20 protein-coding genes and 2 pseudogenes are annotated in these 22115 nt (G+C 69.0%); 10 read left to right on the forward strand and 12 right to left on the reverse strand.

What is annotated here, in order from left to right; translation table 11 throughout:
* The first annotated feature begins 68 nt into the window (after positions 1-68).
* The 3 genes from ACOQPP_RS14835 to ACOQPP_RS14845 are packed head-to-tail and all read left to right on the forward strand — an operon-like array spanning position 69 to position 3078.
* Entirely contained in the window at positions 69-1316 is a 1248-nt protein-coding gene (locus ACOQPP_RS14835; RefSeq protein WP_419167894.1) for a dipeptidase, read from the forward strand.
* Between the two features lie 41 nt (positions 1317-1357).
* Positions 1358-2407 carry a YncE family protein gene (locus ACOQPP_RS14840; protein ID WP_420636810.1) on the forward strand — a complete coding sequence of 350 codons (1050 nt, stop codon included), beginning with the start codon at positions 1358-1360 and terminating at the stop codon, positions 2405-2407.
* Positions 2404-3078: a hypothetical protein gene (locus tag ACOQPP_RS14845; RefSeq protein ID WP_420636811.1), complete on the forward strand. Its 675-nt coding sequence runs from the start codon at positions 2404-2406 to the stop codon at positions 3076-3078. The genes ACOQPP_RS14840 and ACOQPP_RS14845 overlap by 4 nt, the downstream gene beginning before the upstream one ends.
* A gap of 36 nt (positions 3079-3114) precedes the next feature.
* Here ACOQPP_RS14845 and ACOQPP_RS14850 read toward each other — a convergent pair whose 3' ends face one another.
* Entirely contained in the window at positions 3115-5043 is a 1929-nt protein-coding gene (locus ACOQPP_RS14850; protein ID WP_419167892.1) for a thioredoxin family protein, read from the reverse strand.
* Positions 5044-5153: 110 nt separating this feature from the next.
* Here ACOQPP_RS14850 and ACOQPP_RS14855 point away from each other — a divergent pair, with 110 nt between their 5' ends.
* The gene (locus tag ACOQPP_RS14855) at positions 5154-5561 is read left to right on the forward strand and encodes a DoxX family membrane protein (protein WP_419167891.1); all 408 of its coding nucleotides are present in this window, start codon (positions 5154-5156) and stop codon (positions 5559-5561) included.
* 34 nt (positions 5562-5595) lie between these two features.
* Here the strand turns inward: ACOQPP_RS14855 and ACOQPP_RS14860 are convergent, their stop codons facing one another.
* Complete coding sequence (locus ACOQPP_RS14860) at positions 5596-7125, reverse strand: inorganic phosphate transporter (protein WP_419167890.1); 1530 nt, start codon at positions 7123-7125, stop codon at positions 5596-5598.
* A 132-nt stretch (positions 7126-7257) separates the two neighbouring features.
* Entirely contained in the window at positions 7258-7749 is a 492-nt protein-coding gene (locus ACOQPP_RS14865) for a DinB family protein (protein WP_419167889.1), read from the reverse strand.
* Between the two features lie 205 nt (positions 7750-7954).
* Here ACOQPP_RS14865 and ACOQPP_RS14870 point away from each other — a divergent pair, with 205 nt between their 5' ends.
* Positions 7955-9076 carry an aminotransferase class I/II-fold pyridoxal phosphate-dependent enzyme gene (locus tag ACOQPP_RS14870; RefSeq protein ID WP_419167888.1) on the forward strand — a complete coding sequence of 374 codons (1122 nt, stop codon included), beginning with the start codon at positions 7955-7957 and terminating at the stop codon, positions 9074-9076.
* Between the two features lie 9 nt (positions 9077-9085).
* The gene (locus ACOQPP_RS14875) at positions 9086-10663 is read left to right on the forward strand and encodes a CHAD domain-containing protein (RefSeq protein WP_419167887.1); all 1578 of its coding nucleotides are present in this window, start codon (positions 9086-9088) and stop codon (positions 10661-10663) included.
* Here the strand turns inward: ACOQPP_RS14875 and ACOQPP_RS14880 are convergent.
* Positions 10586-11842 carry an amidohydrolase family protein gene (locus ACOQPP_RS14880; RefSeq protein WP_419167886.1) on the reverse strand — a complete coding sequence of 419 codons (1257 nt, stop codon included), beginning with the start codon at positions 11840-11842 and terminating at the stop codon, positions 10586-10588. The two genes, ACOQPP_RS14875 and ACOQPP_RS14880, sit on opposite strands and share 78 nt — an antisense overlap.
* A complete protein-coding gene (gene hisN, locus ACOQPP_RS14885) occupies positions 11839-12615 on the reverse strand; it encodes a histidinol-phosphatase (RefSeq protein WP_420636812.1) in 777 nt (258 codons plus the stop codon). Before hisN ends, ACOQPP_RS14880 begins: the two co-directional genes overlap by 4 nt.
* A gap of 49 nt (positions 12616-12664) precedes the next feature.
* Between hisN and ACOQPP_RS14890 the strand changes: the two genes are divergently transcribed.
* A complete protein-coding gene (locus tag ACOQPP_RS14890) occupies positions 12665-13651 on the forward strand; it encodes an FAD binding domain-containing protein (RefSeq protein ID WP_419167884.1) in 987 nt (328 codons plus the stop codon).
* Positions 13652-13666: 15 nt separating this feature from the next.
* Here ACOQPP_RS14890 and ACOQPP_RS14895 read toward each other — a convergent pair whose 3' ends face one another.
* Positions 13667-14791 (reverse strand): hypothetical protein, encoded by a 1125-nt coding sequence (locus ACOQPP_RS14895; protein WP_419167883.1) that lies wholly within the window; start codon positions 14789-14791, stop codon positions 13667-13669.
* A 282-nt stretch (positions 14792-15073) separates the two neighbouring features.
* Between ACOQPP_RS14895 and ACOQPP_RS14900 the strand changes: the two genes are divergently transcribed.
* Complete coding sequence (locus tag ACOQPP_RS14900) at positions 15074-15685, forward strand: superoxide dismutase (protein ID WP_419167882.1); 612 nt, start codon at positions 15074-15076, stop codon at positions 15683-15685.
* A gap of 142 nt (positions 15686-15827) precedes the next feature.
* Here ACOQPP_RS14900 and ACOQPP_RS14905 read toward each other — a convergent pair.
* Positions 15828-17003: pseudogene (locus ACOQPP_RS14905) on the reverse strand (IS3 family transposase).
* 158 nt (positions 17004-17161) lie between these two features.
* Between ACOQPP_RS14905 and ACOQPP_RS14910 the strand changes: the two are divergent.
* A pseudogene (locus ACOQPP_RS14910) lies at positions 17162-17326 on the forward strand (IS5/IS1182 family transposase); the annotation flags it as partial.
* A 220-nt stretch (positions 17327-17546) separates the two neighbouring features.
* On the opposite strand, the gene ACOQPP_RS14915 reads toward ACOQPP_RS14910, so the two are convergent.
* Positions 17547-18032 carry a hypothetical protein gene (locus ACOQPP_RS14915; protein ID WP_419167881.1) on the reverse strand — a complete coding sequence of 162 codons (486 nt, stop codon included), beginning with the start codon at positions 18030-18032 and terminating at the stop codon, positions 17547-17549.
* 311 nt (positions 18033-18343) lie between these two features.
* Positions 18344-18766, reverse strand: a complete 423-nt coding sequence (locus ACOQPP_RS14920; protein WP_420636813.1) for a response regulator — start codon at positions 18764-18766, stop codon at positions 18344-18346.
* Here ACOQPP_RS14920 and ACOQPP_RS14925 point away from each other — a divergent pair.
* Complete coding sequence (locus ACOQPP_RS14925) at positions 18765-18935, forward strand: hypothetical protein (protein ID WP_420636814.1); 171 nt, start codon at positions 18765-18767, stop codon at positions 18933-18935. The genes ACOQPP_RS14920 and ACOQPP_RS14925 overlap by 2 nt on opposite strands.
* Before the next feature lie 379 nt (positions 18936-19314).
* On the opposite strand, the gene ACOQPP_RS14930 is transcribed toward ACOQPP_RS14925, so the two are convergent.
* The 3 genes from ACOQPP_RS14930 to ACOQPP_RS14940 form a co-directional block, all read right to left on the reverse strand.
* Complete coding sequence (locus ACOQPP_RS14930; protein WP_420636815.1) at positions 19315-20667, reverse strand: IS1380 family transposase; 1353 nt, start codon at positions 20665-20667, stop codon at positions 19315-19317.
* 108 nt (positions 20668-20775) lie between these two features.
* On the reverse strand, positions 20776-21270 hold the full coding sequence (locus tag ACOQPP_RS14935) for a hypothetical protein (RefSeq protein WP_419167879.1): 495 nt from the start codon (positions 21268-21270) through the stop codon (positions 20776-20778).
* A gap of 317 nt (positions 21271-21587) precedes the next feature.
* A complete protein-coding gene (locus ACOQPP_RS14940) occupies positions 21588-22034 on the reverse strand; it encodes a hypothetical protein (protein WP_419167878.1) in 447 nt (148 codons plus the stop codon).
* Positions 22035-22115 lie beyond the last annotated feature (81 nt).

Below are 22115 nucleotides of genomic sequence, written 5' to 3' on the forward strand. Positions count from 1 at the left end.
CGTTGCGCCTCGCCGGGACTCGGCCAAGCTTGCGTGAGATCGCATTCCGACCGTTCAGGGAGTTGAAGATGAGACAGCCCGCCGGCCCGCACCACGTCCTCCTGCCCGTCCTGACCCTTGCTCTCGTCGCCGGCTGCGGCGGGCCAACGGACGAACCCGAGCGGCGGGCGCGCGAGATCCACGACAACGTGCTCACGATCGACACGCACGACGACATCCCGTTCAACTTCGCCACGCCCGAGGTCGATCCGCTGAACGCGGACCGCCAGGTGAACCTCGAGAAGATGCGGGCCGGCGGGCTGGATGTCGGCTTCTTCGTCGTCTACGTGGGGCAGACCGAGCGCACGCCGGAGAACTACGAAGGCGCGAAGCAGGGCGCGATGACGAAGTTCGAGGCGATCCACCGCATGACGGAAGAGATGTATCCGGACCTCATCGGCCTCGCGCATACGGCGGACGACGCGGAACGGATCCACGCCGAGGGCAGGCTGGTGGCGGCGATCGGGATCGAGAACGGCTACGCCATCGGGACGGACCTGTCGCTCCTCGAGACGTACCACGAACTCGGGGCGCGCTACATCACGCTGGCGCACAACGGGAACAACGACATCGCCGACTCCGCGCAGCCCAACCCCGCCTACGGCGACACGCCCGAGGAGAACGGCGGCATCAGCGAGTTCGGGGAGCAGGTGATCGCCGAGATGAACCGGCTCGGGATCCTGGTGGACGTATCCCATATCTCCAAGGCGGCCAGTCTCGAGGCCATGCGGCTTTCCGCCTCGCCCGTCATCGCCTCGCACTCCGGCGCGCACGCGGTGAATGCCCACGCCCGAAACATGGACGACGAGCAACTCATGGCCCTGCGGGAGAACGGCGGCGTGATGCAGGCCGTGGCGCTGGGCGGGTTCGTGAAGTCGCCCTCCGAGGAACGGCAGGCGGCGGTCGAGGCGCTCCGGGAGTCGATCGGCTTCACGAGCTTCTCCCGGATGACGGACGAACAGCGGGAAGCCTTCAGCGCGGGGATGGCCGAGATCCGGTCCCGATACCCGGGCCCGGGCGTCGCGGACTTCGTCGACCACATCGACCACGCCGTCAACCTGATCGGGATCGACCACGTCGGGATCAGTTCGGACTTCGACGGCGGCGGGGGGATCGACGGCTGGAGAGACGCTTCCGAGACCTTCAACGTGACGCTCGAACTCGTGCGGCGGGGCTACTCCGAGGAGGAGATCCGCCAGCTCTGGGGCGGGAACACGCTGCGGATCTGGCGCGCGGCCGAAGACGTCGCCGCGGAGCTTCAGCAGGCCGGGGGCTGATCCGTCGCATGGGGACGCCACACGCGGGCAGCGGACGGCGTTTGACCGCCAGCTTCCGGGCTCTCGGCGCGGTCGTCTCGCTCGCGGCGGCGGGGTTCGCCTGCGGTGCCCCCGCCGAAGATTTCGATGACGCGGGCGGGCCCTTCCGGGTCGGGGCGATGATCGATGTGGGGGCGGCCCCGCACGGCATCCGCTTCAGTCCCGATGGCGACACCGCCTGGGTGGCTCTCAGCGGCGAGGGCCGGATCGCCATCGTCGATCTCGCCGCGAGCGCCATCATCGACCGCTGGGAGGCGGGCACGACGCCGCTGGACCTGGTCCGGGTCGACGATGGCTGGCTCGTGAGCCAGTTCCGGGACTCGACCCTCATCATGCTCGACGCCGATGGGAGGACGGTGCCCGACGCCGGGTGGGGTGTCGGGGCGGGTCCGTCGCTGTTCACCCCCGGGACGGTCCGTGGAGAGAGCTGGATCACGACCGAGTTCTCGGACCGGCTGTGGGTCGTCGACACTCGCCAGGGAGCGCCGCGCTCGTTCCACGCCACGGGGGACCGGCCCTATCCCGCGGATGTCATGTGGGATGGCTCGTACGCCTTCGTGCCGAACCTCGACGCGGGCACCGTCTCCGTCATCGATCTGTTGAATGACGAGACGGACGCCGAGGTCGACGTCTGCCCGGGGCCGCCGGGGGGCGCGCTCACGCCCGACCAGGTCACCTACCTCGTCGCCTGCGGCGGCTCCGACGAGGTGGCGTTCATCAACACGGCTTCCTTCGAGATCACCGGCCGGGTCACGGACGGCCTCGGCCCGCGCCCCTTCTCGGTTGTCGTCCCGGGGAGGGCCGCTACGCGCTGGTCAACAACGCCGGCGGCAGCACGGTCTCGGTCGTGGACCTCGAAGCGCGCGAGGTCGTGCAACGGATCGAGGTGGGCGAGCAGCCGATCGTCCTCCGCGCCCACCCGGACGGCGAGCGCGTCTTCGTCGCGAACGAGATCTCGGGCACGCTGGTTGAACTGGTCCCGACCGCGCCGCCCCCCGAATCGCCCGCTGCCTCGGAGGCGGCGCTCAACGAGGTCGTCGTCCTGGGGATGATCCACGCGGGCCACGAGACGAGCGAGATGTTCAGTCTCGAGGTGGTCGGGGATCTGGTCCGGGAGATCGACCCGGACTACTGGCTGACCGAGATTCCGCCCAACCGGTGGGACCGGGCCTGGACCGAGTTCCAGGCTTCGGGGACGGTGGAGGAGCCCCGCGTCCGCCGCTTCCCCGAGTACATGGACGGACTCTTCCCGCTCTCTCGCGAGCTTGATTTCGAGGTCATCCCCACGGCCGGGTGGACCGAACCGATGTCGGACTTCCGGGCCGCGTATCTCGACGCCTACTCCCGGGATCCGGCGCACGCCGAGGGATGGGCGGAATACCAGGCCGCCGCCGAGGCTTCAGCCGAGGCCCTCGCGGCGGGTGCGGCCGACGACCCGCGCCGGATTCACACCGACGCCTACGATGAGGCGTACGATATCCGGATGCGGACGTACGCCCGACTCTTCGACGCGGATCTGGGCCCCGGAGGCTGGGGGCCGATCAACGCCTCGCACTGGGCGAACATCGAGCGCGCCCTCGACCGTCACCGGGGAGAGCGCGTCCGCTTCCTGTTAACTTACGGCGCCGGCCACAAGGGACCTTTCCTGCGGGAACTCCGGGCGCGCGACGACATCGTGCTGCTGGAGGTGGCCCCGTTCCTCGACCGCCTCTCCGCCCGGTAGCGGCGGGCACGCACGGCGACCGGCTACAGGGAACGGCTAGTCGCCGAGCAGGCCGAGGATCGCGGACTTCGAGATCAGTTCCGAGAAGACGTGGGGATCGCCGCCGGGCCGATACAGCACGTAGAAGGGGATCCCGTAGCGGCCGAAGTCGGCCAGGTACCGGCCGATCGACTCATCGCGGCGCGTCCAGTCTGCGCGCATGGCGATCACGTCGTGCTCCTCGAACGCGCCCGCCACCTCTTCGGTCTCGAGGAAGAGCGCCTCGTTCACCTTGCAGGTGAAGCACCAGTCCGCCGTCACGTCGACGAACACGTAGCTGCCCGCGGCGGACAGGTCCTCGGCCCGGTCGCGGTTGAAGGGCTCCCAGGCGATCAGCCGGTCCTCCGGCGCGACGCCGATGGCCGCTGACCCCGCCTCGCCGCGAGCCTGCGCCACCGTCGCGACGGCGAGCACGGCGAGGGCGGCCGCCGCGAGCCCGGCGACCCGGCGCGCCGGCCCTCCGTGACCCCGGCGGCTGCCGATCCAGACCGCGAGCGCGACCGCCAGCAGGCCGATCTCGAAGAAGGCCACGCGCGGCGCCGGCACGAGGGCCGAGAGCACGAAGAGCAGCCACACCAGCGTCGCCGCGAGCAGGAAGCCCATCACGACCTTGAACGTCGCCATCCACGCCCCCGGCTTCGGCAGCACCCGGCCCGCGGCCGGAAAAGCCGCCAGCAGCAGATAGGGCGAGGCCATGCCCGTCCCGATGGCGCCGAACATCGCGGTCGTCGTGCCCGCGTCCTGCGTGAGCGCGAAGCCGAGCGCCGTCCCCAGGAAGGGGGCCGAGCACGGGGTCGCCATCAGCGTCGCGAAGAATCCCGTGACCAGGTGACCGGCGAGGCCCTCGGACGGCCCCGTCGAGCCCACCTTCGCCAGCGACGCCGGGAGGGGGATCTCGAACAGCCCCCACATGTTGAGCGTGAAGAAGAGCATCACCACGGCGAGCCCGCCGACGAAGAGCGGTTCCTGGAACTGGATGCCCCAGCCCACGGCGACACCCGCGGAGCGCGCCACGATCGCCGCCGCCGCAAGCAACAGGAACGAGAGGATGATCCCGGCCGCCGTGGCCAGGCCGCCCGCCGTGACCGCCCGCCGCCCGCCTTCCGCGCTCTTCACGAGCCCGAACACCTTCAGCGACAGGATGGGAAGCACGCACGGCATGGCGTTGAGGATCAGGCCGCCCACGAAGCCGAGGAGCACGAACCAGAGGAACCCCCGGCCCGAGCTCGCCGCTTGCCCGGCAGCGCCCGCCCCGTCCCCGGCGTCCGTCGCGAAGAACTCCGGGTTCGCGGCCTGACCGCCCGTGCCCACGGTGAGCCCCACCGTGGCCGGCGTCGTGACCGGCGCGAGACACATTTTATCGTCACACGCCTGGTAGGTGACGTTCGCGCGGATGGGGTAGGTGCCCGGCGACGCGCCGGCCGGCGTCGGGACGGAGGCCCGGACGAACACTTCGCCCTCGTACACCGAGATCGCGGCGGGCGCGAAGCTGAACGTCTTCATCTCTCCGGCCGGGTAACGGAGCGCGTCCGCGGGTGGCCAGTCCGGTGGCAACTCGAGGTCGACCGCGGTCGCGATCAGGTAGTCGTAGGTCGGCTGGTTGCTGTTCGCGTGCCAGCCGTCCTCGATGACGAGGCGCACCGCGAGTTCCGCCGGTTCGCCCGCGAGGTAGGCGGTGCGGTCGAGGGCGACCGAGATGTCGCCCTTCTCGAGGTCAAACACCCCCTGCCGAGGAATCTGCGCCGATCCCGGTGTCGGGAAGACCGACCCCGCAGCCACAGCCAGGAGCACGGCGATCGCCGGCGCCGGACCGCGCTCCCGGCGAATTCGTGCCTCCGATGTCCTGCCTCGCAAACCGACGACCATCGTCCCGCGTTCCCCGAGGTCCTTGCTCAGGTCGTACCGCCGACCACTCGTAACGAACATTAGTTGTCAGCCTTCCCCGCCACAAAACACCCGACCGATTGACGCGTGCAGCGACGGTGACCCAGACTCAGGAGAGCGGAGCATCCCCGAGACCTGGTCAGGAGGCCGAGATGAAACGCTGGGGTCTGTTGCTTCTGAGGGTGAGCACTGGGTGGCTGCTGGTGATGTGGGGGCTCGACAAGATCGTGAACGTGGAGCACGGCCAGCGCGTGGCCGAGAGCTTCTATCTCGGGCTCGGCACGCAGGCCGTCGTGCAGAACGCGCTGGGCGGGCTGGAAGCGCTCCTCGGTCTGCTCGTGGTGCTCGGGCTGTGGAGGAAGCGTGTGTATCCGGTGATGTTCGTTGTCCTCCTCATCACGGCGCTCGCCGTGTGGAAGTCGATCCTCGATCCGTGGGGCTGGGTCCTCGAGGGATCGCAGGTCCTCTTCTACCCGTCGCTCATCGTGTTCGCCGGCTCGATGGTCCTGTGGGGGACGATGGATGAGGACGAGATGACCCTGGATGCCCGCAGGGGCTGACCCGGCCCGTAAGCTCCGGTTCGGAGCTGACGCGTCAGCCGTGCTCCGGTTCGGGCCGGTGGATGCGTCCGAGCCGCCACACGCCGAACGCGACGAGCACGGCCACGATCGGTAGTCCGGCCGTCCCGGTGAGGACGATGAGCGAGGCCATCACGAACGCCCCCGCGGCCGCGACGAGCCCGGTGAGGAGCCAACCGCCGAGCACGACCAGGATGCCGGTCACGCGCTGCTCGGCGTCGGCCGCACGCCATGTGCGGTCGCCGAGCGAGGCGCCCATCGCGGCCATGAACGTGATGTAGGTCGTCGACAGCGGCAGCCCGTTGGCCGTGCCGATCGAGATGAGCAGCGCCGCGACCGTGAGGTTCACGCTGGCCCGCAGCAGGTCGTACGGAGGGGCAGAAGGATCGAGCGGCGGCGGCGCGGTGCGGTCCTCAACCCGCGATCGGATGCTGCCCGGCGTAAGGCGTCGCACCGCACCCAGGCAGGCGTACCCCAAGGTGACGAGCTCCGCGCCCAGCCGACTCGTTCGGAAGCGCTGCCGCGTGTGGCCCTGGGCGGCGAGCCGGATCTCCGTGTCCGTCACGCGCCGTGCCTTCTGCGACCGCGCGAGCGCCGTGGCCATGATCGCGCCGGCCAGCAGCAGCGCCCATGGCGGGGTGCCCACGCGGCCGGAGAGGTCCACGCCCTCGACGAGCACCGCCTGGAAGGCCGCGACGGAGGGGCCGATGAAGTTCACGAGGTCGTTCCCGGCGAACGCGATCGACAGCGCTCCCGTGCCGGTCAGCACGATCGCCCCGATGACCTTCGCGGGGTGGCGCCGCCAAACCACCGCCAGGCCGCCCGCCAGCGCGAACACCCCGCCCAGGATCAAAACGATCCGGTCGCGGAGCATCGACATCGTCTCGTCGTCGAGGATCGCCGCGCCCTGGAGTCCCTTGAACAGCACGAAGTAGGCCATGGCAGCGAACGCGATTCCCGTCCAGAGCCAACCCCAGCGCGGAAAGCTCGCCCCCAGGTCGTGCCCGTACACGACGCGCACCAGAAACATCACCACCGCCGCGCCCACGAACGCGGTGACGACGGAGAGGGAGATGGCCGAGTAGATGCCGAGCACCGGCCCGCTGTTGATGACGCCCAGCGCCCCACCGATGCCTCCGCCGTTGGTCCAGAACGCCACCGCGATCGATGCCCCCAGCAGTTCGGACACGATCGACACCGTCGTGCTCGTGGGAAGTCCAAACGTGTTGAAGAAGTCGAGGAGAAGAACGTCCGCCGCCATCACGCCCAGGTAGAGCGCGAGGATCGAAGTCAGGATGATCGCCCCCTGCGCGTCGACGAAGTGGCTTGGATCGAACACTCCGCGCCGCGCCACTTCCATGAGGCCGCTCGACGTGAGGGCGCCGAACAGGATCCCCGCCGCGGCGATGATGACGATGACGCGCCGGCGCGCGACCCGGGACCCGAACGCCGAATTCAGGAAGTTCACCGCGTCGTTCGCCACCCCGACCCAGAGATCGAAGGTTGCGAGCACAATAATGAGAAGGAGAGCGATGGTCTCGAACAAGAGCATCAACCCCTGGCTGAGCGCCGTTCCGGCCGGGTACCGACCGTGGCTGGATGTCGCACAACGGTAATGTCCGCAGCAACCCTAGGCCGATTTCGGAGTCGGGCAAACCGTCGTGACCAGACTGTTACCTCAGCGACGCTGGAACGCGGCCAGATCCTGACTCTCGGGAGCCTTTGCACCGAGCTGTCGCAACATCGTCACCACCTGGCCTCTGTGGTACGAGGCATGGTTGACGACGTGCTGCACAGACTGCCAGTAGACGGAGCTTCCGGCGGCTCCATCGAGCAGGGTGTACCGGAAGACGCCATTGATACCGTCGGGGCCGAGCCCACCCACACACCGCCGCACTCGCCGCTCCTCCCGCATCCAGCGGGTGCGGATGTCTTCCAGCGTCCCCAGCCCCGTCAGGCCCAGCGGCTGACGGGGCGACTCGCCCTGCCAGCGCCGACACCACGCCCATTCGGCCGATACGAGGTGGACGAGCGTGTCGCGGATGGACGGGAAGCTGTTCGCCAGATCCGCACGGAACTGCTCCGGCGTGATTCGCTCGACGGCAGCGAGCAACCGATCTCGAGCCCAATAGTGATAGTCGAGCAGCGCGACCAAGGCGTCCGGCGTCATCTCCAGGCATCTCCCAGGCTGAAAGTGGGTGAAGGCAACGGGGCTCCTGCGTCGGCGATGGTAACCCGAGGCCGATGCCCGCGCGACGCGGTGGCCACCGATTGGACCGCCGGCGGCTCGTTCCGTCAGGGTGGCGTAGCCGTGGGTTCAAGGGTAGATGAAGCCTGCCGGCGACGAGCAGGATCAAGCGACCGAGGAGATAGGCATGCGCGTCCCACCCTTCGCGATGGAGCGGTGGCAGTCGACATTCGAGCATCGCGTCGACTACAACATCTCCGAGAGCGGCGTGCATCCGCCCACCCTCTCGGAACTTCTCGACCTGATCGGCCTGGACCCCGGCGACGTGCGCCTGGAGTACGGCCAGAGCGACGGCTCGGATGCCCTCAAGTCCGCGATCGTGGCGCTCTATGAAGGGGCGCATCCCGACAACATCCTCGCCACGATGGGCGGGGCCGAGGCGAACTACGTGGTGCTCTGGAGTCTGCTGTCCGCGGGCGACCGGGTCGTGGCACTGGAGCCGACGTATGGCCAGACGCCCGGCCTGGCCCGCGGGCTGGGCGCGAACGTCGTCTCGTGGAAGCTCGAGGAAGACCTCGGTTGGCAGCCCGAACCGGGGAGCGCCGCCGAGGCCATCACTCCGGGGACGCGTCTCGTCGTCGTCACCAACCCCAACAATCCGACGGGTGCCGTGCTCACCTCCTCGGCCATGGACGAGATCGTGGCCGCGGCGGAGGCGGTCGGGGCGTGGATCCTCTCCGACGAGGTCTACATCGGGGCGGAGGTTGCGGGCCCCGAGACCCCGAGCTTCTGGGGCCGGTACGACAGAGTGATCGTGACCCAATCCCTCTCGAAGGCCTACGGACTGCCGGGCCTGAGGCTCGGCTGGATCGTGGCGCCGGCCCACCTGCACGAGGAGTTCTGGGGCCACAAGGACTACACCACGATCACGCCGGCGACGCTGTCGGATGTGGTGGCGCGGCGTGTGCTGAGCCGCGAGATGCGGCCCCGGTTGCTGGAGAGGACCCGCGGGATCATCCGGGCCAACCTCCCCGCGATCACCGGCTGGCTGGACGAGCGCGGAGACATGTTCTCGTACCGGGCGCCGGACGCCGGGGCGATCTGCTACGTCCGCTACGACCTCGACATCAACTCCACGCAACTGGCCGAGCGCCTGCGGGCCGAGAAGAGCGTTCTCGTCGTCCCCGGAGACCACTTCGGCATGGACCACTACCTGCGCGTCGGCTTCGGGAACCCGGCCGCGGAACTCGAGGAGGCGCTCGGGCGGGTGGCGGCACTGCTCGAAGAGGCGTGTGCGGCGGTCGCTTGAGGAATCCACGTGCCTGGTGCGATCGAAGTCGAGGTCAAGCTCACCGGTAGTCCGGCCGCGTTGTCCGTGGCGTTCGCCGACCTCGGCGAGAGCCGCCTCGACCGCCGGAAGCTGCTGAGCACCTACTACGACACAACGGCGGGTCATCTCAGGCGTCGTGGTTTCGCGCTCCGGGTGCGCGACCGGAACGGTCGCCAGGAGTTGACGCTGAAGCAGGATTGCGGCGACGGGCTCTCCCGCGGTGAGTGGAACTCACGCCTGGAAGCGCCCCTCGACGAAGGATGTCCGCCCGATCTGGAGCTGCTCCCGCGACAGGCTCCGCGCGCCGCGCTCGGACTCACGGATCCCGGTGCCCTCGAGCCCACGTTCTTCACCGAAATCGAACGCCGGACGAAGGAGATCGGGATCGGCGACGCTGTGGTCGAGGCGTCGCTGGATACCGGCCGGATCGTGGCAGGGGACCGGCACGAGCCCGTGGCCGAACTGGAGTTTGAACTGCTGAGCGGCCCGGTGACCGACATGTTGGCCGGTGTCCGCAGGATCGTGCGTGACCGACGTCTCGCGATCGGCACACGCTCGAAGGCAGCCCGAGGCACGGATCTCCTGCTGGGGACGTTCCCGTCGGCCGTGCGGGCCGCGAGGCCGAACCTCGACCCGTCCGACACGATCGACCGGGCGCTGGCCAGGGTGGGCCGGGTGACCTCCGTGCAGGTGATGGGGAATCTCGCCCCCATCATGGAGAAGTCCGACGCCGAGGGTGTGCATCAACTGCGCGTTGCCCTGCGTCGGCTGCGCTCGGCCCTCCTCTTCTTCAAGCACCATCTGGGATCCCGCGCGGCGGCGCTGGACAGGGAGGCGAGGCGGGCGCTCAAGCGGCTGGGCGCCGCGCGCGACCTCGACGTGTTTCTGCTGGAGACGCTACCCCCTGTCATCGAGGCGAACCCGGACGGAGCCTCCCTGATCCGGCTACGGGAAGCGGCCGAGAATCGAAGGGCGGCGGCCTATGAGGACGTATGTCGCCTGATCGGCGGCCCTCGGTTCAACTGTCTCGTGCTGGACCTGCTGAGCGTGGCGGAGTCCGGGGGGCTTGTCGTGGAGGGCCGGGACGCGTCCCTCGCTCCGACGGCGACGCGCGGGCTTGCCCGGAGGCACCGAACCCTGATGAGGTCGGCCCGGGACTTCGGCCGACTGACCGAAGCGCAGCGCCACAGGGTGCGGATCGACCTCAAGAAACTGCGCTATGCGTGCGACTATTCCCGGACGCTGTTTCCGGGTCCGGCGACCAGTGACTACCTGAAACGCCTCTCCGGACTGCAGGACGATCTCGGTCACATGAATGATGCGGCGGTCGCACGGAAGGTCTCGCGCGAGGTGGCCACGGATGATCGGGAGGCTGCTGCGGGAGCGTCGCTCGTCAACGACTGGCAGGCCAGGTGGGCGCGGTCCGCCGAGCCGCGTTTGAGAGCGGCCTGGCAGGCCTTCGCCGAAACTCGGCCGTGCTGGCCGAAATCAGAGCATGAGGCGGGGACCCAGCGAACGGCGGTGCCGCCGCACTCCGCGCCAGAAGAGGAGCAACGTCAGAAGTAACGCGCCGCCGCCCACGAGCAGCCGCAGCGGGTTGTCCGACACGCGGCTCCCCGCGTTGTCGAGCAGGGCATCGAAGAGCGTGGGCGGATCGTACAGTACCCCGCCCTTGCCCACGCGCGAGACGGTCTGGGTGAGCGAGATGTCGACGCGCGGGTCGCTCTCGAGGATCAGGAGGTCGCCGAGCTTGCCCGCCTCGAGCGTCCCCCTCGACCTCTCGAGACCCAGGGCCCGGGCCGCCTCTCGCGTCGCGGCGTAGAGGGCATCCTCCGGCGACAGCCCGGCCGCGGCGAGCGCGTCCATCTCCTCGTGCAGGGCGAGGCCGGGCGCGAGCGCCCCGGCCGTGGCGGTCGACACGGCGCCGCCCGCCGCGTGGAACTCGCGTACGAACGCCCGCAGGACCTCGAGCGCCGCGCCGAGTTGCTCGGCCTCCTCGGGCGACCGGCCCGGGAGGAGACGATCCTGAATCCGCTCCGTGATCATCGGATGTTCGAGGAGGCGGTTCATTCCGTGCGGGAGTCGATAGGGCGCCGCCCAGCGCTCCTGCTCGAGCAGGCGCGGCGCGAACAGGAGGCCCCTGGCGCCCATGGCGCGCGCGGAGTCCAACAGCGCCTCCCGGTCCGCCAGAACCCACCTCGACCGCGCGAACACCCGGAGATCTCGCTCCCCGCGCGCGGCCGGCCCGCTGTCGAGCGGGATGGTGGCGGCGAGCGCATCGCCGAAGATGCCGAACGGACGCTCCGGGGCCTCGACCGGGGTCGCAAGTCGCGGCGCCGGGATGCGCGGATCGTCGCTTCCCGCCGGCGGCCGCGGCTCCCCCTCGGGCCCCGGCGGCGCCTCCCGTACGGCCGCCGTCGTGACGCCGAGCAGGAAGGCCAGGTAGGCTGCCTGCTCGTCGCTCGGCTCTTCCAGGGCGCCCTCGACGTCGATCAGCCCCGGCACTACCCAGAAGCCATCGGCGTCGAGCACGTCCACGCCCGAAGGCCCCGCGCAGTCGGCTTGCGCGCCCACGCAGGTCACGAGGCCGTCGACCACGACGAGCCGTCCGTTCGGCCACACGATCCCCGTGCCGTCGATGATGCTCGCGTTGTCGATCACGATCGAGCCGGGCCCGCCGCACGCCGCCAGACCGATGGCGAGCGCCGCCGTCCCCGACGCCGCGTATCGCTTCCTTCGCCTCATCGCGCTCCAGTCCCGTTCAATATCTCCATCACTTCCCGATGGAGCCCCGGCGCCGCCGCGACCGTCGAGGCGCCCCCGATCGGATCGGCTCCCTCCCAGGTGGTGATCACGCCGCCCGCCCCGCGAACCACCGGGACGAGCGCCGCAATGTCCCACGGGTGCATGATCGGATCGAGCATGATGTCCGCCCGCCCCGACGCGACCATAAGGTAGCCGTAGCAGTCCCCCCAGCCCCGATATCGCGCCGCGCGCGACCACAGCGTCTCGAACCCGGCCAGGTCCCGGTGTTCGCCGACCGCACCCGGATCCGTCGTGAGGAGCATCGCCTCCGCCAGCGAACGATCCTCGCGCACCCGGACCACCTCGCCGTTGACGGTCGTGCCCGATGCCGTGCCGATCGCGAGCTCACGCGTGATCGGCTGGTGGATCACCCCGAGCACCGGCTCCCCCTCGTGCAACAGCCCGATGAGCGTACCGAACAAGGGAACACCGGCCACGAAGGAGATCGTCCCGTCGATGGGGTCGAGTACCCAGACGTACTCGGCGTCCTCATCCTTCGTCCCGAATTCCTCTCCCACGATCCCGTGGTCGGGGAAGCGATCCAGAATCCGCTCCCGCAGCAGCGCTTCGGCGTAACGGTCCGCCACGGTCACCGGCGAGTCGTCTTCCTTGGACTCGACGGCCAGGTCGGGGTGCCGGAACATGCCCGCGATCGCCCGGCCCGACGCCTCGGCGAGCTCCGCCGCAAAGTCCCTCAGCGAATCAGGATCCAACCTCTCCCCCATTTGGGCGCCATCCCGCTCACAGGATACCTTGCCTGCCATGCTCAGGCTGCATCCCTACGAATATCACATGCCGGCCGCGCTCGACGAGGCGCTGTCGCTGCTCTCCGCCCACGGCGATGACGCGATGCCCATCGCCGGAGGCACCGACCTCGTGCCCAACATGAAGCACGGTCTCTTCACCCCGGGCCACCTGGTCGCCCTCAGCCGGGTAAGGGAGATGCGCGGCATCACCTCCTCACCCGCGGAGATCCGCATCGGGGCGGCCGAAACGCTGACGTCCGTCGCGACGCATCCCGAAGTCCTCGCCGCCGTCCCGAGTCTGGCCCGGGCCGCGGAACTCGTCTCGGGGCCGCAACTCCGGAGGGTGGGCACGATCGGCGGCAACGTCTGTCTCGATACCCGCTGCGCGTACTACAACCAGACCAAGTTCTGGCGGAAGGCGCTCGGCTACTGCCTGAAGAAGGACGGCGACGTCTGTCACGTGGTGAAGGGGGGCACGCGCTGCGTCGCGGCACACTCCGCGGATACCCCGCCCGTCCTCTCCGTGCTCGACGCCGTACTCGAAGTGGCCGGTCCGGACGGGAAGCGCGAGGTGCCGATCCGCAGGTTCTTCACGTCGGACGGGATCTGGAACCGTTCGATCGGCCGGAGCGAACTCCTCGTCGCGATCCGAATCCCGCGGCCGCCCGACGGAACGCGGATCGCCTTCCAGAAGCTTCGTCCGCGGCAGGCGATCGACTTCCCGCTCGCGAATCTCGCCGTTCGTGTCGGGCGCGATGACGAGGGGCGCGTGTCCGATTTCCGCCTCGTCGTCTCGGCGATGGGCGCGTATCCGCGCCATGTGGGCAAGGTGGAGGACGCCGCGCTGGGGAACCGGCTCGGCCCGGGCGTGATCGAAGCCGTGGCCGAGCAGGCGTTCCGCCAGTGTCACCCGCTCGCCAACATCACCGTCGACCTGGAGTGGCGGCGCGCCATGGTCCCCGTCCTCGTGCGCCGCGCCCTCAACGAGATCGCCGCCGCCTGACCGAAGGCGGCCGGTTCAGTAGGCGAAGAGGTCGGCCAGGGGGACGTAGGCCTCGCCGGCGAACAGGAGGACATCGTCGATGCCGAACAGGATCTCGTCGAGGGCGGCGAGTTCGGAGTTCGTGAACCCCCGCCCCGCGAGATCGACGAAAACGGGCGCGTCCACGGTCCCTTCCACCCGCGCCTCCCGACGGTGGCCGTGCCGGATCTCGCCATCCTGGGCGCCGTCCACCACCCGCAGATCCACGAGCGTGAGCCCGGCCGTACCATCGATGTCCATTCGGAAGAGGAGATCCGCATGCGAGCCGTCGAAGGACAGGTCTCCCTCGACGCTCAACCGCACCTCCGTCTCTTCGGCCGAGAGCACCCGGTGCTGCGACGTGACCCGGGTGACGCCCGCCGCGTCGTCCGACTCCAGTAACTCATCGAGTTCGAAGTCGAAGCGACCGTTCTGGTCCTCCACGAACCCCTCCGACAACAGGCTCACGGAGACGCCGCGCCGCTCCGTCGCGAACGCGCCATCCACCAAATAGTCGGCCACCCGCGCGGCGCGCCCGCCGTTCGTGTCGAAGGCCTGAACCCGCAGCCGCGTGGACACCGCGTCGCTCTCGTCCGTGAGATCCACGAACCCGAACGGTCGCAGCGGGAGCGCCGGCAATCCGGACGACAGGTCCACCACGTAGAGCTCGAAACGGACGCCGTTCTCCGGACCGCCCTCCCCGACCTCGATGTAGGCGTCGATGCCCGCGTCGAAGATGAACTCCTTGCCGAGATAGTTGATCGGGAAGAGCGGGACCTTCGCGCCCCGCGCCCGCGCCGCCGCGACGTTCGCCACGCCGCGCTCGAGCGATCCCGGCGCGAGAGTGCGCAACAGGCCCAGCCGGTCCGTCGTGCCCCGCGTCCGGGAATGCGCGACCCGGTTCGCCGCCGGGTCGGAGAGGCCGAGGGCCTCCGAGATCGTCCGCACCTGCACGACGATCGCGTTGTCCGCCGCGAAGCGCAGCGAGTAGATCGAGTTCGCCGTCGCCCGAGGATCGAACGGGATGTCGAGGGGCGGCGCGGGGCCGATGATGCCCCGGCCGTCCGCACACCCCGCCGCCAGCAGAGCGAGCAGCCCCGCCGCGAAGGCCCGGCACCTCACGGCGCGCGCGACCCGTCTCCCTGCGGACCATTCAGGATTCCGCCGTTCACGTGACCATCCATGCGATTCCATGTCTCGTTCCGCCCGTCTCGAACGTCTCCCGATCTCCTGCGATTGGACACGGGGAAGACGAGACGGCCGCGGGTGAAGTCACGCCCCGCGCCTCATCGGGGCACGGCTGGTCACGCTCCCCACCCCTCGCATACCTTGGCGAAGCCGTCTGAACACCCGACATTCGTCGCGACCGCCCCGGTCCGGGGGCTCTGATTCCGAGGAGGTAGAATGCACGCCTTGCCCGATCTGCCGTACGCCCACGACGCACTTGAACCGACGATCGACGCGCGCACGATGGAGATCCATCACGGCAAGCATCATCAGGTGTACGTGAACATGCTCAATGCCGCGCTCGAGGGTCACGGCGACCTCGCGAGCCTTTCGGTCGAGGACCTGCTCCGCGGCATCGACAACGTGCCCGAAGCCATCCGCGGGGCCGTGCGGAACCACGGCGGCGGCCACGCGAACCACTCGATGTTCTGGACCTCGGTGTCCGCGAACGGCGGCGGGAGTCCGTCAGGCGGCCTTGCCGCCGCCATCGACGCCGCGTGCGGCTCCTTCGATGATTTCAAGACGACCTTCCAGAAGGCGGGACTCACCCGCTTCGGCAGCGGCTGGGCGTGGCTCGTGGTCGGCGACGGGGGGGACCTCTCCGTGTATTCCACCGCGAATCAGGACAGCCCGCTGATGCAGGGAGACACACCGCTCCTGGGCGTGGATGTATGGGAGCACGCGTACTACCTGAACTATCAGAACCGCCGGGCAGACTACCTGGCCGCCTTCTGGGACGTGGTGGACTGGGCCGCCGTGGCCGCCCGCTACGCCGCCGCCACCGGTTAGCCGCCGGCGGGGGTGGACTTACCCCGTTTCAGTGGACAGGTGAAAGTGGTGGTTTCCTCCTTTCTCGCCACCTCGCGGGAGAGAAGAGCGGTCGCCGCGCCGAAGGCGTGGCGGACCGTGGGAGAGGGACGCGGCCCGGGGGTCACGCCGCCTCCCCTTTCTCGCGCGCCTCGAAGCTGGCGGGCGACTCGTAGCCGAGGCTCGAGTGCCGCCGCCGCGGATTGTACCAGCCCTCGATGAACCGGAACACCTCCCGGCGGGCCTCGCCGGGCGTCCGGAACGAGCGTCGCCGGATCAGTTCGCACTCCAGCGTGGCGAAGAACGACTCGCGCATGGCGTTGTCGTAGGCGTCCCCCACCGAGCCCATCGAGGGCCTGACCCCGGCCCTCCGGCAGCGGCCGCCGAAGGCGTGGGACGTGTACCGGCCGCCTTGGTCGCTGTGGTGGATCACCCCTCGGGGCGCCGCCGCGCCAGCGCCATGTCGAAGGCGTCCAGCACCGGGGACGTCCTCAGGTGCGTCGCCATCGACCAGCCCACGATGCGGCGGCTCCAGGCGTCGAGCACGACGGCCAGATACAGCCAGCCGGCCCAGGTGGGCACGTACGTGATGTCGGCCACCCAGAGTTCGTCGGGCCCGGAGGCCGAGAAGTCGCGCTCCACCAGATCCGGCGCGGGCCTGGACTCCGCGGCCCGCTTCGTCGTACTGCCCTTGCGGCGCCGGCTCACGCCCTCGACCCCGGCCGCCCGCATCAGCCGGGCGACCCGGTTCACGCCCGCCTCGCGGCCCCGGGCCCTCAGCTCGGCGTGGATCCGCGGCGCCCCGTACGTCCCGTCGCTCATGGCGTGGATCTCGAGAATCTCCCCGGTGAGCGCCGCGTTCTCCCGCGCCCGCCGAGACGGCTCCCGCTTCCGCCACGCGTAGTACCCGCTCGGGGAGAGACCCGGCAGGCGGCACATCACGCGCACCGGATAGGCGGCCTGGTGATCAACCGCGAACCGGAACCCCCTCGGGGGATCGATCCGCTCTCCCTCGCGGGGCACCGCCGCGCAGCGGTGGTCGGGCCGTGGCTTTTGCCAATATGTCGCGCTCGATCCTCACCCGGCGCAGTTCGCGCTTCAGTTCCCGGACTTCCTTGCGCTCAGCCGTCGTCAGACCGTTGGTGCGAAGCCCCTCGTCCAGGTCGGCCTGCTCCACCCAGCGCCGGATCGCCGTCGCCGAGGGCTCGAACTCGCGAGCCAGCTGGTCCGCGCCGCGGCCCGCACGGACCAGTTCCACCATCCGCGCCTTGTACTCCGGCGCGTATCTCCGTCCCGACATGCGACACCTCCTCGTTGTGACCAACGCTCAAAGGTGTCCACCAACTCGGGGTAACTCCAGAGGCGGGCGGCCGGGACGTGCGGTGGACGGTGGCGATGGCTCCGGGTCGGCGGCGCCTCCTGGATCCGGAGGGAGCGCAGTGGCGGCGGGGGCGGGCGAAGGCCTCGGTGCGGGCCAAGGGGGAGCACCCGTTCCTCTACCTGAAGCGGCACTTCGGCTACCGGAAGGTTCGCTACCGGGGTCTGGCGAAGAACACCGAGCGGATCGCGCTGCTGCTCGGCTTCTCGAACCTGCTGATGGCGGGTCGTTATGCGACGGCGTAGCGGACCGCCGCGGGGGGCATCCGTCCCGGCGGGACGGAAACAGGGGGTCGCAGGCCCAGAACGCCCGTTGTTCGCGTCCCCGAGCGCCCTCGGAGGCCGGCAACCGGCCGAGTCGGCGTCATTCAGCCCGACACCGGCCGATCTGCCGGCCTGTTCAGACCTTCCCTAGGAGTACCGCTGCCCTGACCCCCGGCCAGCGGCCTGGTTCACGACCCTGCGTCTATTTGGAGCGCACCACCTGGACCGTGCGGTAGATGCGAACCGTGTCGCCCGGGGGCTCGTGCGGAGGCCATGAAATCCGGTCCAGCCCCACCACCGTGATCTCGCCTGTCCCTTCGTGATCGAATCGGATGTAAACGTGCCGAAGATCGTTCCCTATCCCTCGATCTGGACAACTCAAGCTGTACCGCCAGTCCATGTATGGTGTGATTGTCGCGTGAAGCCGCGTCGCCTCGGTCTCCGTTCGTCCAGGCTCCACGTTGCAACCAAAGAACGTCCGAATCGATATCGGAAACGGCTGATTCACATGAACCGTGTCCGGTACAAGAACAACCGATTCCATGTCACCGTACATCGCACCTGCGATCTCGCCGTGCTGCGGTTCGGATGAGAACAGGCCACCGCAGCCGGCCATGAGACCGGCCGCGGTGAGCACCAATGCACATCGTTGCATCATTGTTGATCGTACGTCCGATTGCTTCTCCATCGTACCACTCCCGCGCTAAAGTGAACGCCTACAACGCAGCACCTCTGACATGAGTACGTGCTGCGTTCCCGACGGCTCGCCGGTCTTGTGAGCCCCGGAGTCGTTCGGAACCGGCACTCCCATCTTCGCAGCGCATACCAGCCCGCAATAGAGGGATAACCCCTACATTCGTGAGGGGAAATTCCCCTCAAGCGATACCGGGAAAACCCCTACACGGGGACTCCGAGAGAGAGACCATTGCGGGGTCTGTGACGGCGAACCCGACGGGCTCGCGCCGCGCAGGCGGCCGGGAGAACGGGTGGTCGAACGGCCTAGCGTTCGTCCTCGGTCCGCAGCAGCCCTGCTTCGAGAGCGAAGCGCACGATCTCGCGCCGGGTGTGGAAGCCGAGCTTCGCCTTGGCGCGGGCGAGATAGCCCTCGACGGTCTTGGGACTGAGCGACATCTCCCTGCCCGTCTCGCGGTTCGAGGCGCCTTGCGTCTCCCGCCGGGCGAGCAGGGCGGCGGCGTGCTGGGGCAGGTAGGAGTGCCCGTGTGAGATGGCTTCAAGAGCGCCGATGAGCTCCGTGTCGGCGGCGGACTTGTTCAGAAAGCCCGCCGCGCCGGCCTTCAGGGCGGGTACGAGGAACTCGTCCTCGTCGTGGATCGTGACGACCAGGACCTTCGCTCCGAGTCCAAGCTCGGTGATGCGCCGCGTCGCCTGAACTCCGTCCATGCCCGGCATCGCCAAGTCCATGACGACGATGTCCGGTTCCAGCGTCCCCGGCCTTCTCCACCGCGTCCTCCCCGGACGCTGCCTCGCCCACGACCTCCACGTGCTCGGCCGTCTCCAGCAATGCCTTCAGGCCGGCGCGCACCACTGGGTGGTCGTCGACCAGCAGTACCCTCGGGACTTATATACGTGAGTGCCAACGGCCCACAGCCCCCGAAAAATAGCACTAACATGGTGAATATGTAAACCGGAAGACTGGCGCATCCCTGATGGGAGTCGAACCCAAATCTCTACTTTCGTCAACAGCAGTATGTTCCGTACACCACAGGGACAACATGCGCTCAGTTCTCTCATTCTTGAACCCGGATCCTGCAATGGCGGATAGTCGTGGGCCGGGGGCGTGATTATGACCCGCGGGGGCGGCGGTTCGGTGCCGGGAGGGGCGTTTTCGAGGCGGCGCCGGGCGTCGGGGACGGCCCGGGGGCACTCGGGGAGCGTCCCGGGCGGCTCGCGGAGACACGGGGAGGGGGCGCCGCCGCGCGGCGCCTTCGGAAGGCCGGGGCCGGGACCGTTCAGGCCGGTACGGGCGGCGGGAGACCGCCCTCGATGGTCCGGAGGACCCGCCGGAGGAGGCCGAGGGCCGGTTCGGCGCGCGCGAACCCGAGCGAGGTTCGGCGGGCGTGGGAGGTGATCCTGGCGGGGGCGCGCAGCAGGCGCAGCCGGATGCCGCGCGGCTGCACGGCGCGCCAGCGGCCGCCGAGGCAGTTCGCGCGCAGGACGTGAAGAAGCTGGTAGGCGAGCGCGGCGAGGCCCCACGGGAGGGCGTTGCCGCCGAGGTCGTCCACCGCGGTGCGCCCGGCCGAGAGCTGGCCCAGCTCGCCGATCCGCCGCTCGACGACCGCCCCCGCGTTGTAGGCGCGCCACGCCTCGACGGGGCCGATGTCCTCGATGTCGGTCAGCACGTCGGCGCTCATCGTGGTCTCCCACGCCGCGAGATCGAGCTCCCCCTCCACGGGGCCGATCCGTCTCCGCCTCTCGACCGAGAGAAGCCGCGTCCCCCACAGCTCGCCGGAGGCGGTCCTCAGCTCCCGGTCCCCGGCCCCGTCCCGGGCGGCGGTCTCCCAGGCGCCCCGGAAGCCGCCGAGCCAGGCGTGCCGCGGCACCTTGAGCAGGTAGGACACGCCGAGCGCCTCCATGCGCGCGACGATGGACCTGGAGAAGAACCCCTTGTCCAGCCGCACGGCGATCCGCCGCACCCCCGCCCCCCTCAGGCGGGCCACCAGCCCGGCCAGCCACGCCTCCGCCCCCCGGGCCGTGTGCGCGTTGCCCGGCCGCCAGCGCACCCCGAGGCAGTCGCCCGTCTCCAGGACGTAGGCCAGCAGGGGGTGGTGCGAGGGACGGCCCGGCTTCTTCGGGTTGTAGCCCCGCTCCGCCCCCGCCCGCTTCAGCCCGTAGCGCACCACGACGGTCGAGTCCATCACGATCGTCACCGACCGGGGCGCCCCGCCGGCCAGCTCCCAGCGCCGCCGCACCATCCGCCACAGCAGCTCGTCGAGCAGGGGGGACATCACCGCGGCCGAGCACCGCGGCCAGCGCCCGAACGTGGCCGGGTGCGGCACCCGCGCCCAGCCGAAGATGCGGCGCACGCCCCGCCGCTCCAGAAGCGGCAGGTCGTCCATCGCCCCGCCGCCGTACAGGAGCGGCACCACCCACGACTCGACCATCAGCGACGGCCGGTAGCGGCCGGGGACCTCCCGCGCCCGGTCGTCGATCCACCGGCCCAGCCCCAGCGCGTCCCACAGCCTCCGCACCACGACGAGGCCGCCCGCGTCGGTGATCCGTCCGCCGTCCCCGCGGACCCTCGGCGCGGCCCGCGATCCTTGCACGTGCGGCCGCCGTCCGGTATAGTCGCTTCCACGCACCATTCGGGTGTCCTCCGTTCCGGGGTGAACTCTCGTACAGTCCCCCTGAACGTAGGGCCCCGGGCGGTGCTTTTCCATAGTCCGACACTATGATCACACTATCGTCAAGGCCTATCCGGCCCGGCCACCGGCCCCCTCCCGGACAAGCCCCGCGCCGACGATCGCAGGATCCGGGTTAACAAGCTGGATCGTGTTGATACCGTCCTCCCATTCACACTCGTCCGTGTTCCCGGGACCGTTCACTTCGATATCGAGCTTTGAGCGGGAGTTCATCTGATCTCGGGAGTTTCCGATCGAATACATCGCGTTCGTCCAAGTCCGCCCCTCATCCGGCGAGACGACGATGTCGAGCGTATAACCGCGGTCGCCCAGGCCGAAGTTGAAGCCGCCAGCTCCGGTGTTGGGGACGATCCTCGCCACGGAGTTGTCGAGCGACGCGCTACCGGAGACCTCCTCGCCGACGCTGGGGCACCCCAGCTCGAAGATCCCGTCCTCGTCGGTGTAGCCTTCCGCCTCGCGCTCCACGTTGCCGGTTTGTCCATCCACGATAGTGTACTCGTAGTAGACATCGGGCATGCCGACGGACGTCCCCAGGTCCGAATCCATGTACGAGACCTCCACGCATACCTCGTTTGAGCCGCAGGAGGCGCTGCTTGCGAAGGAGGCCGCGAGATCTTGTCCGTCCTCTTCGGGCGTGGCGCCGGGCCTGACCTTTCGGAACGGTCCCGGCTGGCGCCGGTAGCCCTCCGGTATGGCATCCGGGTCGTAGCGGTCCAGAACCCGCCCTTCGTTGCATCATTGTTGATCGTCTCCATCATCAGCCACCTCAGTCCGCCACACGTTGTACGGAACGAAGAACGCCAGATGTTCCTCGCCCTCCGTGTTCTCTTGAACCCAGATCTTCCTCGAATGTTCGCAATCGGTCACTTCACCACGACGGTACGAACCACACGAATCGTGTCCGTCTGTTCGCCAGGATGTTTGATTGCACCCAGTCCGATCACCGTCACCGATCCAAGACCTCGTGACTTGAATCGCACGTATACGGTTCGGTCACATTCAGCAAGAAAATCCGGGCAGTTACCGGGACCGAAATAACGTTGGTACGGTACGATCGTCGCGCGGAGATCTCTAATATCGACTTGCGTCCTGCCCTTCTCGAGCAGACAGCCGTGATACGTTCTGATCGTCACGGGAAACGACTTCCACACAGTCACCGTATCCGGTACTGATATACGAATGGTGTCGACACCGGTCGGTATGACAATAGCCGCCACCACCTCATCATCCGGGTCGAATAGGTCACTGCAGCCCACCATGAAGCCGACTGCGGTGACCACGATTAGTGCTAGTGCTAACCTGTTCATCATGGTTGATCTCCGTATACGATTGCTCGATACGCATGGATCGGAACGCGGAAGGCCAGATGTTCCTCGCCCCGCGTATTCATG

It is taken from the genome of Candidatus Palauibacter sp., from assembly GCF_965222475.1.
GTDB lineage: Bacteria > Gemmatimonadota > Gemmatimonadetes > Palauibacterales > Palauibacteraceae > Palauibacter.